Annotated in this window: 11 protein-coding genes; 10 read left to right on the plus strand and 1 reads right to left on the minus strand. The window is 64.0% G+C overall.

Annotated features, from left to right (window positions below; all coding sequences use genetic code 11):
• Positions 1–133: 133 nt before the first annotated feature.
• From rpmE to EGJ22_RS04700, 3 genes are all read left to right on the plus strand, one after another.
• Positions 134–349: a 50S ribosomal protein L31 gene (rpmE, locus tag EGJ22_RS04690; protein ID WP_009684941.1), complete on the plus strand. Its 216-nt coding sequence runs from the start codon at positions 134–136 to the stop codon at positions 347–349.
• A gap of 2 nt (positions 350–351) precedes the next feature.
• Positions 352–1,173 carry a thermonuclease family protein gene (locus tag EGJ22_RS04695; RefSeq protein ID WP_029886153.1) on the plus strand — a complete coding sequence of 274 codons (822 nt, stop codon included), beginning with the start codon at positions 352–354 and terminating at the stop codon, positions 1,171–1,173.
• Positions 1,174–1,351: 178 nt separating this feature from the next.
• Positions 1,352–2,620 (plus strand): malic enzyme-like NAD(P)-binding protein, encoded by a 1,269-nt coding sequence (locus tag EGJ22_RS04700; protein WP_009684943.1) that lies wholly within the window; start codon positions 1,352–1,354, stop codon positions 2,618–2,620.
• A 164-nt stretch (positions 2,621–2,784) separates the two neighbouring features.
• On the opposite strand, the gene EGJ22_RS04705 is transcribed toward EGJ22_RS04700, so the two are convergent.
• Positions 2,785–5,238 (minus strand): penicillin-binding protein 1A, encoded by a 2,454-nt coding sequence (locus EGJ22_RS04705; RefSeq protein ID WP_029886152.1) that lies wholly within the window; start codon positions 5,236–5,238, stop codon positions 2,785–2,787.
• A 178-nt stretch (positions 5,239–5,416) separates the two neighbouring features.
• Here EGJ22_RS04705 and pilM point away from each other — a divergent pair, with 178 nt between their 5' ends.
• From pilM to EGJ22_RS04740, 7 genes are all read left to right on the plus strand, one after another.
• On the plus strand, positions 5,417–6,298 hold the full coding sequence (pilM, locus tag EGJ22_RS04710) for a type IV pilus biogenesis protein PilM (RefSeq protein ID WP_029886151.1): 882 nt from the start codon (positions 5,417–5,419) through the stop codon (positions 6,296–6,298).
• Positions 6,295–6,831: a PilN domain-containing protein gene (locus EGJ22_RS04715; protein ID WP_029886150.1), complete on the plus strand. Its 537-nt coding sequence runs from the start codon at positions 6,295–6,297 to the stop codon at positions 6,829–6,831. The genes pilM and EGJ22_RS04715 overlap by 4 nt, the downstream gene beginning before the upstream one ends.
• Positions 6,832–6,842: 11 nt before the next feature.
• Complete coding sequence (locus EGJ22_RS04720; RefSeq protein WP_029886149.1) at positions 6,843–7,841, plus strand: pilus assembly protein PilP; 999 nt, start codon at positions 6,843–6,845, stop codon at positions 7,839–7,841.
• Positions 7,765–9,033 (plus strand): type IV pilus secretin PilQ, encoded by a 1,269-nt coding sequence (locus EGJ22_RS04725; protein ID WP_050492206.1) that lies wholly within the window; start codon positions 7,765–7,767, stop codon positions 9,031–9,033. The genes EGJ22_RS04720 and EGJ22_RS04725 overlap by 77 nt, the downstream gene beginning before the upstream one ends.
• 4 nt (positions 9,034–9,037) lie before the next feature.
• A complete protein-coding gene (gene aroK / locus EGJ22_RS04730) occupies positions 9,038–9,556 on the plus strand; it encodes a shikimate kinase AroK (protein WP_009684951.1) in 519 nt (172 codons plus the stop codon).
• Positions 9,557–9,653: 97 nt separating this feature from the next.
• A complete protein-coding gene (gene aroB / locus EGJ22_RS04735; protein WP_029886147.1) occupies positions 9,654–10,751 on the plus strand; it encodes a 3-dehydroquinate synthase in 1,098 nt (365 codons plus the stop codon).
• Positions 10,752–10,766: 15 nt separating this feature from the next.
• Entirely contained in the window at positions 10,767–12,356 is a 1,590-nt protein-coding gene (locus tag EGJ22_RS04740; protein ID WP_029886146.1) for an SPOR domain-containing protein, read from the plus strand.
• Positions 12,357–12,607: the final 251 nt, after the last annotated feature.

Here is a 12,607-nt window from a genome sequence, read left to right on the forward strand (position 1 = left end):
GAGCCTAGCAGACGACGGTCGGTGCAAGCGACATCTTGCACTGACGGTGTGCTCTGGTATTATTCGCCGCCTAATTACGTGCGGTATTCAACAATTGGTGTTGGGTGGCGGCACGCAGCTCGAGGAAGTGACCATGAAAGAAGGTATCCACCCGAACTACGAAGCTGTTGCAGTCACCTGCAGCTGCGGTAACAAGTTCGAAACCCGTTCGACCCTGGGCAGCACCCTGTCGATCGACGTTTGCAACCTGTGCCACCCGTTCTACACCGGTAAGCAGAAAGTCCTGGACACCGGTGGCCGCGTACAGAAGTTCGCCGACCGCTTCGGTATGTTCGGTACCAAGAAGTAATCATGCGCATGGCGAGTCCTTCGGGCTTCGCATTGTTGCTGAAAAAGGCGCCCCTCGTGGGCGCCTTTTTTGTGGGTGCGATCTGGCATTTGCCCGCCCTGGCCTTCTGCCCGCTGCCGGTCAAACCCGAGCAGGTTCGAGTGCGACAGGTGGTCGACGGCGACACGGTGCGTCTGGTGGATGGCCGCAGTGTGCGGCTGATCGGCATCAACACCCCGGAGATCGGTCGCAAGGGGCGTAGCAGCGAGCCCTATGCCGAAGCTGCCAAGCGGCGCTTGCAGGCGTTGGTCAAGGCCAGTGACGGGCGTGTAGGGCTGGTTCCCGGTGTGCAAGCCAAAGACAAGTATGGGCGCACACTGGCGCACATTTATGGCCGTAATGGCGACAATCTCGAAGCACAATTGCTCAGTGAAGGCTTGGGCTACCGGGTGGCCGTCGCCCCCAATGTGCGCCTCAGTGGCTGCCAGCAACGCGCCGAGCAGGCCGCACGCCAGGCCGGCGCCGGCCTTTGGCGGCAGTCGCCCGTGGTGCCGGCAGATGCCATCAGGCACCCTGGTTTTGCTGTGCTCAGTGGCCGAATCATGAGCATCGAACGCAACCGTGGTGGTGTCTGGTTGAACCTTGACCGTGCCGTGGTGGTGCAGGTCTCCGCTCGTCTGCAGCGCAACTTCCCGGCCAGTTTCTTCGCTAACCTCAAAGGGCGCCAGGTCGAGGTGCGTGGCTGGGTGGTGGACCGTTCCCGCAAGGGCGGCCTCAAGCCAGGGCAGCGGCGCTGGGTATTGCCACTGACCGACCCGAGCATGCTGGCGCGTACTTCTGGCTAAAAAATGTAGACAGTTCGCTATTGGATTGTACACACTGTTAGCCGTATGCCCCCGTGGGTTTTAGCGGAAAGTCGTAGGCTAAAGGCCTTGACACAAGTGACCGACCAGTCTTGTGACTACCCGGCTCTTTGCGTATCCTCGGCGGTCCGTCAGAACAGTAAATAGCGGAATGCCCACCATGTCAGACCTGAAAACTGCCGCTCTCGAATATCACGCTCAACCTCGCCCGGGGAAACTGAGCGTCGAACTTTCCAAGCCAACTGCCACTGCCCGTGACCTCGCCCTGGCCTACAGCCCAGGTGTTGCCGAGCCGGTGCGTGAAATTGGCCGGGATCCAGAGCTGGCATACAAATACACCGGCAAAGGCAACCTGGTTGCGGTGATTTCCGATGGCACTGCCATCCTCGGTCTGGGTGACCTCGGCCCACTGGCTTCCAAGCCGGTCATGGAAGGCAAGGGCGTTCTGTTCAAGCGTTTCGCAGGTATCGACGTATTCGACATCGAAGTCGAATCGGAAAGCCCGCAAGCATTCATCGACACCGTTCGCCGCATCTCGATCACCTTCGGTGGCATCAACCTCGAAGATATCAAGGCGCCAGAGTGCTTCGAGATCGAACGCACGCTGATCGAACAGTGCGACATTCCGGTGTTCCACGATGACCAGCACGGTACCGCCATCGTTACTGCGGCCGGCATGATCAACGCCCTGGAAATCGCCGGCAAGAAGCTCGAAGAAGCCAAGATCGTGTGCCTGGGTGCCGGTGCAGCTGCCATCTCCTGCATGAAGTTGCTGGTGAGCATGGGTGCCAAGGTCGAGAACATCTACATGATCGACCGCAGCGGCGTAATCCACGCTGGCCGTGACGACCTGAACCAGTACAAGGCCCAGTTCGCCCACGCGACCGACAAGCGCACCCTGGCCGACGCCCTGGAGGGTGCCGACGTGTTCGTTGGCCTGTCCGGCCCGAACCTGCTGAGCGCGGAAGGCCTGAAGTCGATGGCGGCCAACCCGATCGTGTTCGCCTGCTCCAACCCTGATCCGGAAATTTCGCCAGCGCTGGCTCACGCCACCCGCAGCGACGTGATCATGGCCACCGGCCGTTCGGACTACCCGAACCAGGTCAACAACGTACTGGGCTTCCCGTTCATCTTCCGTGGTGCCCTGGACGTACGCGCCAAGCGCATCAACGAAGAAATGAAAATCGCTGCGGCCATCGCCCTGAAAGACCTGGCCAAGCTGCCGGTACCCAAGGAAGTGTGCGATGCCTACGGCGTGCAAGCTCTGGAGTTCGGCCGTGAGTACATCATTCCGAAGCCCCTGGATGCCCGCCTGATCACCGTCGTTTCCGACGCCGTGGCCAAGGCTGCCATCGAGTCTGGCGTTGCTACCCTGCCGTATCCAAAGCACTACCCGCTCAAGAGCGTGGATGACGTGTTCAACGGCTGATTGCTGTTGTAGCGAAGTAAAAAGCCCCGGCTCCTGCGAGCCGGGGCTTTTTTATGCGCGATGGGAATGCGTCGGGGCCGAGAGGTGAGGGGCAGGGGCCGACAGTGTCGGCGCCCGTAGGGTCGAACGCCGCCGTGCACCTGCCCCGGATCGCGCGCCCTGCCTCAGAACAGATCCATCGGCGTCGCTTCATCCGCTGGCAATGGGCTGCCCGGCACGGCCCCATTGCCCAGTTCGTCCACCGATGGTGGCGAATCCTCGGCCTTGAACAGCTCGAAGTAGGCATTGGGTGTGCCCGGCGAAGCGGCCCGGCCGCTGACGGGGTCTACGCGCAGGCTGAGAATGCCTTCTGGCTCGGCCGGCGCATGTGCAGGCTTGTCCTTGAGTGCCGCACCCATGAAGCTCATCCAGATCGGCAGCGCCGCCGTGCCGCCGTACTCCCGGTGGCCCAGGGTTTCCGGCTGGTCGAAGCCAACCCACACGGTGGTCACGTAGTCGGCGTTGTAGCCAGAGAACCAGGCGTCCTTGGACTCGTTGGTGGTACCGGTCTTGCCTGCCAGGTCGGTGCGGCTCAAAGCCAGCGCCCGGCGGCCGGTGCCGCGCTTGATCACGTCCTGCAGCATGCTGGTGAGAATATAGGTGGTACGCCCGTCGATGATGCGCTCGGCAACCGCTGGTGGCTGCGCTGCCGCAGGGGTTTGGCCGGGGGCCGCCGGTGCCTCGCCGGGCATGCTGGCGGTGCTGATCGGCTGCTCGGGGGCGGCCAGGCCGGCCTGGTCTTCAGTACCTTGGGGTACGCGAGCCGGGTTGGCGGTGAACAGCGTTTCGCCACTGCGGCTCTCGATACGGTCGATCAGGTAGGGGGCAATCTTGTAGCCACCGTTGGCAAAGGTGCTCCAGCCTGTAGCGATTTCCATCGGCGTCAGGGTGGCGGTACCCAGGGCCAGCGACAGGTTGCGCGGCAGGTCCTGCTTGTTGAAGCCGAACTTGGCGATGTAGTCGATGGTGCGGTCCACGCCCATGGCCTGCAGCAAGCGGATCGAAACCAGGTTGCGCGACTTGTACAGCGCTTCGCGCATGCGGATCGGGCCGAGGAACGTGTTGGTATCGTTCTTCGGTCGCCACACCTTATCGACCGATTCGTCTACGAATACGATCGGCGCGTCGTTGACCAGGCTGGCGGCGGTATAGCCACTGTCCAGTGCAGCGCTGTAGATGAACGGCTTGAAGCTTGAGCCCGGTTGGCGTTTGGCCTGCATCGCCCGGTTGTAGTTGCTCTGCTCGAACGAGAAACCGCCGACCAAGGCGCGGATGGCGCCGCTGTTAGGGTCGAGGGTGACCAGTGCACTCTGTGCCCCCGGCACCTGGCTGAACTTGAAGGTGCCATCGTCCAGGCGTTGCAGGCGCACCAGGTCACCGACCTGGGCGACATCGGCGGGCGATTGCGGGGTGCGGCCCTGGGCGTTGCTGTTGATGAACGGGCGCGCCCATTTCATGGTGTCCCAGGCCACATGCACCTGCTGGCCGTCACGGGTCAGCACCGCAAGGCCGGTTTTTTCGACCCGGGTCACGATGCCGGGCTCCAGCCCGCCCAAGGTGCGTTGCTTGCCCAGTTCCTGGCGCCAGGCAGCCTCGGTGCGCCCCGGGAAGCGGGCTTCAGGGCCGCGGTAGCCGTGGCGCTCGTCATAATCGGACAGGCCATTGAGGATGGCCTTGTTGGCCATTTCCTGCATGTCGCTGGGCACGGTGGTGGTAACGCGGAAGCCTTCGGTGTAAGCGTCGCTGCCGTAGCGGCCAACCATTTCCGCGCGAGCCATTTCCGCGACGTACGGTGCATTCACCTCGGGCGTCGGCACGTGGTAGCTGGCGTTGAGTGGCTCGTCCAGGGCGGCCTGGTAGCTGGCCTGGTCAATCTTGCCCAGCTTGTACATGCGGCCCAGGATCCAGTCGCGACGCTCTTTGGCGCGCACCGGGTTGGCCAGCGGGTTGAAGCGCGAGGGCGCCTTGGGCAGGCCGGCGATCATCGCCATCTGTGCCAGGCTCACGTCACGGATCGACTTGCCGTAGTAGACCTGGGCCGCGGCGTCGATACCGTAGGCGCGGTTGCCGAGGTAGATCTTGTTCACGTACAGCTCAAGAATCTCGTCCTTGGTCAGCTCCCGCTCGATCTGCAGGGCCAACAGAATTTCGTTGGTCTTGCGCGAGAAGCTGCGCTCGCTGGTCAGGAAGAAGTTCTTGGCCACCTGCATGGTGATGGTGCTGCCGCCGGTCTGAATGTGCCCGGTTTTCACCAGCTGGGTGGCCGCGCGCATCAGGCTGCTGGGGTCCACGCCGTAGTGGTTGAGGAAATTGTCGTCCTCGGCTGACAGCAATGCCTGAATGAACTGTGGGGGAATGTCTGCGAAACGGATCGGCGAACGGCGCATTTCGCCAAATTCGGCAATCAGCTTGCCATCGCTGCTGTACACCTTGAGGGGGATCTGCAACTGGATGCTTCTGAGCGAATCGACCGAGGGCAGGTTGGGACTAAGATACAGAAACGCACCGCTCACACCGAGTACGAGCGCGCAAATGACTGCGACGGAAGACCACCAGAAGAACTTCAGCAGACGTATCAAGGCTTTTCGGTGTCCAGGTTGAAAGTGGATTGCACGCAGGTCCGGCGGACCAAAAAACGCTGGGCATTATACGCATTTTTTCGCCTTTCCGGGCCACCGGCCAGGCAGCCCGTCGCCCTGACGGGTGGCCCCGGCCCAGTGTTGCCGCGGGGGCGCGACATACAGCAAGGAATTCGCAATGCTTGGACGCTTCGGCAAGGATGCCGGTTCACTGGTAGGGGTGGAAATTACCGCTCACGCCATTCATCTGGTGCAACTGCAACAGCGCAAAGGCGGCTGGCGGGTGCTGGGTTGGGCCCATGAGCCGCTGCAGCTCGGGGCAGGCAATGACTGGGCAGCAGCGCCCGAGCAGGTCTCGGCGGCATTGCAGCGCGCTCATCGGCGCAGCGGCCTCGGCGAGCGCCGGCTAGCCCTGGCGCTGCCCGCCAGCCAGGTCATCTGCAAGCTGTGTCACCTGCCACTGGCGCCCGGTGAGGAGCAACTGGAGGCGCAGTTGCTGGCGGATGCCGAACGGTTGTTTCCGTTCCCGCTGGAAGACCTGGCCCTGGACTTCCAGGTCCTGGGGGCTTCAGGTGTTCAGCCAGCCTGCAGCGAGGTGCTGGTTGCAGCCTGTCGGCAGAGTGCACTGGCACCCCTCGAAGCGCTGGTGCAGCAGGCGGGGCTGCAACTGGAGGCGGTCGAGGTCGACAGCATTGCCCTGCGCCGCATGCTGCCTGCGGGTGAGCAGGCTGGGGCGGCGTTGCTGCGTATCGAGCCCCACCGGGCGACTGTTCATGCCTGGGCGCCTGGCGGGGCGCTGCAGCGCCGGGAGCTGCGGGCAGCTGACGGGGATATGGCCGCGCAACTGCCCGAGCGGCTGCCTGCGCTGCTCGCCGAAGGGCTTTTGCCTGCCAGGTTGTGGGTCAGCAACTGGTCGCCGCTGCAGCCGGGCTGGCTGCAGGCCCTGGGCCAAAGCCTGGCGCTGCCGTGCCAAGAACTGCCTGCGCTGGCCGGGCTTGCCCAGGTCGATGGGCCGATGCTGCTGGCGAGTGCCCTGGCGCTTGGAGGGGCGCGACCATGATGCGGCTGAACCTTCTGCCGTGGCGCGAGCGCCAGCGCCAGGCGGCCATGCGCCGATTTCGCAGCCATCTGGTGGCTGGCGCATTGCTGGCATTGTGCGCCGTGACGCTGGTCGACCAACAGGCACGCCAGCGCGGCCAGCAACAAGCGTTGGCCAACACCCAGCGCCAGGCAGCCCTGGAAACCCTGGGCCTGGAGGCTCAGCCACTGGCTGATGTGCGTGCCCAGCATGCCGCACTGCTCGGCCGCCTGGCGGTGCTGGAGGGCCTGCAGGCTCAGCAAGGGGTTCTGCCTGGCGTATTCGCCGACCTCGAAAGGTCACTGCCATTGGGCATGCAGTTGCTGGGCCTCAGCCTGGAAAACGGCCGCCTGGAGTTGACCGGGCTCGCCACCTCCGGCGCCGTACTGGCCCAGTTCATGCGCGACCTCGAGCGCTCCGGCGTGCTGCTGGACCTGGAGCTCAAACACATCAAGAGCCAGCCAGGCGGCGATGAGTTCTTGCTGGCTGCGCGCGTGGCGGCGTTCTGGTCGTGACCAAGGTGCAACTGCTCGCATGGCTTGGCGCAGCCGAGCGCTCCAGCCGCTTCCGGCGGCTGGCACCTGTGGCACTGGCGGTGCTGCTGTTCGGCCTGGGCTGCGCGATTCGCCTGCCGGGCATGTGGCAGCAGCAGGGTGAAGAAGAGGGCAAGCACGCCGAGCTGAACCGGCAGCAGGCTGCCACGCAGGCGCAGATTGCCGAGTTGCAGGGGGTGCGGGCACAGCTGGCGAGCGATGGGCAGCGCTTGCAAAAGGCACAATGGCAGCTGGCTGCCGGCGAAAGCATGAGCGACCTGCTAGACCGCCTGTCGGGTTCGGGGCGCGAGCACGGCCTGCTCGTCGAGCGCCTCGATGTGCACGAGCAGCAGCAGCGGCAGGGCTTCAGCGTAGTGCCACTGGAGTTGCAGGTGGTGGGCAGCTACCCAGCCTTGCGGGGCTGGCTGGACGAGTGGTTGGGGCAGGTGCGTGTCATGCACGGTCGCAGCATGCGCCTGGCAGCCGGCGGTGGCGAACCAGGCCTGCTGCGTTTGCAACTGCGGGTCGATGCCTATCACGCGCCGGTTGCCGGGGTGGCAGTCGCCATGCTTGCGCGGCTGCCTGCCAGGCCGGCAACGCGAGCACCGGCCATGGATCCGTTCGCCGCGTTGGCAACGCACCTGTCGGGTGGTTTGACCCGCGCGCCCCTGGCCCAGTTGGAAATGGTCGGCAGCCTGACGCGTGGGCAGGAACATCAAGCGCTGCTGCGGGCGGCCGGCAGGCTCTATCGCGTCCGCCTTGGGGACCGGGTAGGGCGTGATCAAGGGATAGTGATGCACATCGGCCCGCGCCAGGTCGAAGTGCGCGAACGGTTGTTCATGGCGGGGGTGTGGCATGAGCGCACGGCGTTCATCACCCTCGCAAAACGCCTGGGCAAGGAGGCCCCGGATCAGAATGAGAACGAGGATGATCTACCTGCTGGCGGCCCTGCTGCCCATGCCTCTGGCGACCGCGACGCCTTACCAGGGTGAGCCGCTGTCGCTGCACTTTCAGGATGTCGAGATTCGCTCGGTTTTGCAGGTACTCGCCGACTATGCCGGCGTCAACCTGGTCGCCAGCGACGATGTGCAGGGCAATGTCACCCTGCGCTTGCAGGATGTGCCGTGGGATCAGGCGCTGGACCTGGTCTTGCGCAGCAAAAGCCTCGCCCGGCGCCAGGAGGGCAATGTGCTGCTGGTGGCGCCGGCGGCCACGCTGGCTGCGCAAACTGCCGAAGCGCGTGCGGGGCAGGTGCTGGAGGCGCAGTTGCAGCCCATGCGCCGGGAGCTGTTGCCTGTTCACCATGCCAAGGCTGCCGAACTTGCGGAACTGCTCAAGACCAGCCTGGCCGACGAAAGCCTGCTCGCCGGTTGGGGCAGCCTGAGTGTCGATGAGCGCACCAATACCCTGGTGGCCTACCTGCCGGCCGAACGCCTCGATGAACTGCGGCAACTGGTGGCGCAGCTGGATGTGCCGGTGCGCCAGGTGGCGATCGAGGCGCGCATCGTCGAGGCCAACGTCGATTACGAGAAAGCCCTTGGGGTGCGCTGGGGCAGCCCTTTGTATGGCGACAACCCGCTGCCGGGCAAGTCGCTGTTCGTCGACCTGGGTGTCGAGCGGGCTGGCAGCAGCATCGGCCTTGGCCTGCTGCGCGGGGATGTGCTGCTGGACCTCGAACTCAGCGCCATGGAAAAAAGCGGCAATGGCGAGATCATTTCGCAACCCAAGGTGGTCACGGCCGACAAGGAAACGGCCAGGATCCTCAAGGGCACCGAGGTGCCCTACCAGGAAACCACCAAGAGCGGCGCCACCTCGGTGTCGTTCCGCGAGGCCTCGCTGTCGTTGGAGGTGACCCCGCAAATTACCCCGGACAACAAGGTAATCATGGCTGTCAGGGTGACCAAGGACGAACCGGATTACGTCAATGCCTTGAACAACGTGCCGCCGATCCGCAAGAACGAGGTGAATGCCAAGGTTCGCGTGGCCGACGGCGAAACGATCGTGATTGGCGGCGTGTACTCGACTTCGCAAAACAATGTGGTCGACAAGGTGCCATTTTTGGGTGATCTGCCGTATGTTGGGCGGCTGTTTCGACGCGATGCATTACAAGAGAAAAAATCCGAGCTGCTGGTCTTCCTGACTCCGCGTATCATGAGTGACCAGGCGATTGCTGTGAGTCGTTGATTCTGTGCGAAATTTGATACTTGTGGGGCCCATGGGTGCTGGTAAAAGCACCATCGGCCGCCTATTGGCCAAAGAGCTGCGCCTGCTGTTCAAGGATTCCGACAAGGAAATCGAACTGCGTTGCGGCGCCAACATCCCGTGGATTTTCGACAAGGAAGGCGAGCCGGGTTTCCGTGATCGCGAGCAAGCGATGATTGCCGAGCTGTGTGGCCTCGACGGCGTGGTCCTGGCCACCGGTGGCGGTGCCGTCATGCGCGAAGCCAACCGCCAGGCGCTGCACCAGGGCGGCCGGGTAATCTACCTGCACGCCTCGGTCGAACAGCAGGTCGGCCGCACGGCGCGCGACCGCAATCGCCCGCTGCTGCGCACCGCCAACCCCGAGGCCACCCTGCGGAACCTGCTGGAAACCCGCGACCCGCTCTACCGCGAGATCGCCGACCTGGTCGTAGAAACCGACGAGCGGCCACCACGCATGGTGGTGATCGACATCCTCGAGCGCTTGCAGCAGTTGCCGCCCCGTTAACCCGGGACTATTCTCGGCCACCAGCGCCGAGGCGAGGTTCAACGTTACCGCGCAGGTCGCCAGAACGGCACCGCGCCCAAGAACATTGTGGGGATACATGCAGACACTGAAGGTCGACCTGGGCGAGCGTAGCTACCCGATCTACATTGGCGAAGGCCTGCTGGACCAGCCCGAGCTGCTGGCGCCGCACATTGTCGGCCGGCAGGTTGCCATCGTCTCCAACGAGACCGTCGCGCCGCTGTATCTCGACCGCCTGGCCAAGACCCTGGGGGCCTACTCGGTGCTGCCAGTGATACTGCCCGATGGCGAAGCCCACAAGAACTGGGAAACCCTGCAACTGATCTTCGATGGCCTGCTGACGGCGCGGCATGACCGCCGTACCACCGTGGTCGCCCTGGGCGGCGGGGTGGTCGGTGACATGGCCGGCTTTGCCGCTGCCTGCTATCAGCGGGGCGTGGACTTCATCCAGGTGCCGACCACCCTGTTGTCCCAGGTCGACTCCTCGGTAGGCGGCAAGACCGGCATCAACCACCCGCTGGGCAAGAACATGGTCGGCGCCTTCTACCAGCCCAACGCGGTGCTGATCGATACCACCAGCCTGAAGACCTTGCCGGCGCGCGAGCTTTCGGCAGGCCTGGCCGAAGTGATCAAGTACGGGCTGATCTGTGACAAGCCCTTCCTCGCCTGGCTCGAAGACAATATGCAGGCCCTGCGTACCCTCGACTCGGCAGCCCTGACCGAAGCCATTCGCCGCTCGTGTGCGGCCAAGGCCGCAGTGGTGGGCGCCGACGAACGCGAGTCTGGCGTGCGGGCCACGCTGAACTTGGGGCATACCTTCGGGCATGCCATCGAAACCCACATGGGCTATGGCGTGTGGCTGCACGGCGAAGCCGTGGCGGCGGGCACGGTCATGGCCCTGGAAATGTCCATGCGCCTTGGCTGGCTCGACCAGGCCGAGCGCGATCGCGGAATCCGCCTGTTGCAGGACGCAGGTTTGCCGGTGGTGCCACCACAGGAAATGACCCCGGCGCATTTCATGGAGCACATGGCGGTCGACAAGAAGGTGCTCGACGGGCGTCTGCGTTTGGTGCTGCTGCGCCAGATGGGCGAGGCCGTGGTCACCGACGACTATCCGAAAGAGATTCTACAGGCCACGCTGTCGGCGGATCACCGCGCGATCGTGGCCCAGCTTTGAGGTTGTGACAGCGCAATGACCAGTTTGCATGCCGATGAGGCCTTTCTCGACCATTACCAGTTGAGCCACGATCCGTTCGCACCGCGGGTGCCCGGCTTCAAGTTTTTCCCTGCCCAGCGCAAGCCTGTGCTCGGCCAGCTGCACCACCTGGCTCGCTACAGCCAACTGATGCTGGTCGTCACCGGCCCGCAGGGTAGCGGCAAGACCCTGCTGCGCCAGGCGCTGGTGGCCAGTACCAACAAGCAGGCGGTGCAGAGCGTTGTGGTGTCCGCCCGTGGTGCCAGCGATGCTGCCAGTGTATTGGGCCAGGTCGCGCAGAACCTGGACGTGGCCCAGCCGGAGATGCAGGCGATCCTGTCCAAGGTGGTGCAACTGGCACTCACCGGGCAGGAAGTGTACTTGCTGGTGGACGATGCGGAACAACTCGACGAGTCGGCACTCCAAGCGTTGCTGGAATTGGCGGCGGGGGTGCCGGAAGGGCGCCCGCACGTGTTCCTGTTTGGTGAGCCTTCGCTGATTGCAGGGCTGGACGAGCTCAATGTCGAGGAAGAACGCTTCCACATCATCGAGCTGGCCCCCTACAGTGAAGAGGAAACCCGCGAATACCTGGAGCAGCGCCTGGAAGGCGCAGGCCGGGGCATCGAGGTGTTCAGCCGTGAACAGATCGTCGATATCCATGAAAACTCCGACGGCTGGCCTGGCAACATCAACCAGGTCGCCCGTGACACTTTGATCGAAGCCATGATCGCCAGCCGGACGACGGCCAAGCGACCATCCATGGGGTTCAAGATGCCAAAAAAACATGTGCTCGCGTTGTCTGCCGTGGTCGTGGTTGCCGTTGCAGCTGCCGTGTTGATGCCCAAGAAAGGCGAGAAAGCGCCGGCCGACGCACCGGCTGCCCAGGCTCAGTTACCGCTTGGCGACGGCAAGCAGGGCGCCAACATCGAGTTCTCTGGCTCGTCCCAGCCGGTGCCGCTGCCACTGGGAGGCCAGTCGCAGCCGGTGATGCGCGAGCCGCTGGCCCAGGCCGCAGGCATGGGTGAGGGGGAAGAAGGCAGCCCGGCTGGCGATACCGCCCTGCAGCCTGGCAACCCGCCGCCGACCGTGACCACCATCGCCCCGCCGCAAGGCGTAGCGGCGGGCCCCGCGCCGACGCCTGTGCAACCCGTGCAGCAGGTTGCGCCTGCGCAGAAACCGGTCGCAACCCAGCCTGCCAAGCCGGTTGCGACGGCCAAGCCGGCCCCGGCACCGACCCAGGTCGCCGTGGCCAAGCCGGCCGCCAAGCCTGCTGAAAAACCAGCCGCTGGCGGCACTGGCAACAGCAGCTGGTACGCCGGCCAGAAACCGGGTAATTACGTGGTGCAGATCCTCGGCACCAGCTCCGAGGCCTCGGCGCAGGCGTACGTGAAAGCCCAGGGTGGCGACTATCGCTACTTCAAGAAAGACCTGCAAGGCAAGCCGCTGTATGTGGTCACTTACGGCAGTTTCGCCAGCCGCGATGCTGCGGTTGCCGCAATCAAGAACTTGCCAGCGAAGGTCCAGGCTGGTAAACCTTGGCCACGTACCGTCGCCAGCGTCCAACAAGAGCTGGCCTCGGCCCGCTGATACCTGCCGGGCGGCACCACCCCGCTGCCCTGTTGCTAAGCGAATTCTAGCTTTCGACTAGCCTGCTGCGCCCGAGCGCGGCAGGCTTTTCTGTCCCAGACTGCCGGCCACAAGCCCCGAGTTGCAGTCATGGCTGAAACGCTTCAGACTCAAGTCAAGCGCCTATCACGGTGCATGACGCAAAAACATTCAAAATGGCGACATAAATTTTCAATGGTGAGACATGAAAATTTGTGGGCATCGCTGTCGCT

It is taken from the genome of Pseudomonas sp. p99-361, assembly GCF_003935475.1.
Classification (GTDB): Bacteria; Pseudomonadota; Gammaproteobacteria; order Pseudomonadales; family Pseudomonadaceae; genus Aquipseudomonas; species Aquipseudomonas juntendi.

What these genes read in the sequence shown, in the direction of transcription:
- EGJ22_RS04715 (WP_029886150.1), top strand. Translation starts at nt 6,295, where the DNA reads ATGATGCGGCTGAACCTTCTGCCGTGGCGCGAGCGCCAGCGCCAGGCG.
- rpmE (WP_009684941.1), top strand. Translation starts at nt 134, where the DNA reads ATGAAAGAAGGTATCCACCCGAACTACGAAGCTGTTGCAGTCACCTGC.
- EGJ22_RS04740 (WP_029886146.1), top strand. Translation starts at nt 10,767, where the DNA reads ATGACCAGTTTGCATGCCGATGAGGCCTTTCTCGACCATTACCAGTTG.
- aroB (WP_029886147.1), top strand. Translation starts at nt 9,654, where the DNA reads ATGCAGACACTGAAGGTCGACCTGGGCGAGCGTAGCTACCCGATCTAC.
- EGJ22_RS04695 (WP_029886153.1), top strand. Translation starts at nt 352, where the DNA reads ATGCGCATGGCGAGTCCTTCGGGCTTCGCATTGTTGCTGAAAAAGGCG.
- pilM (WP_029886151.1), top strand. Translation starts at nt 5,417, where the DNA reads ATGCTTGGACGCTTCGGCAAGGATGCCGGTTCACTGGTAGGGGTGGAA.
- EGJ22_RS04725 (WP_050492206.1), top strand. Translation starts at nt 7,765, where the DNA reads ATGAGAACGAGGATGATCTACCTGCTGGCGGCCCTGCTGCCCATGCCT.
- EGJ22_RS04700 (WP_009684943.1), top strand. Translation starts at nt 1,352, where the DNA reads ATGTCAGACCTGAAAACTGCCGCTCTCGAATATCACGCTCAACCTCGC.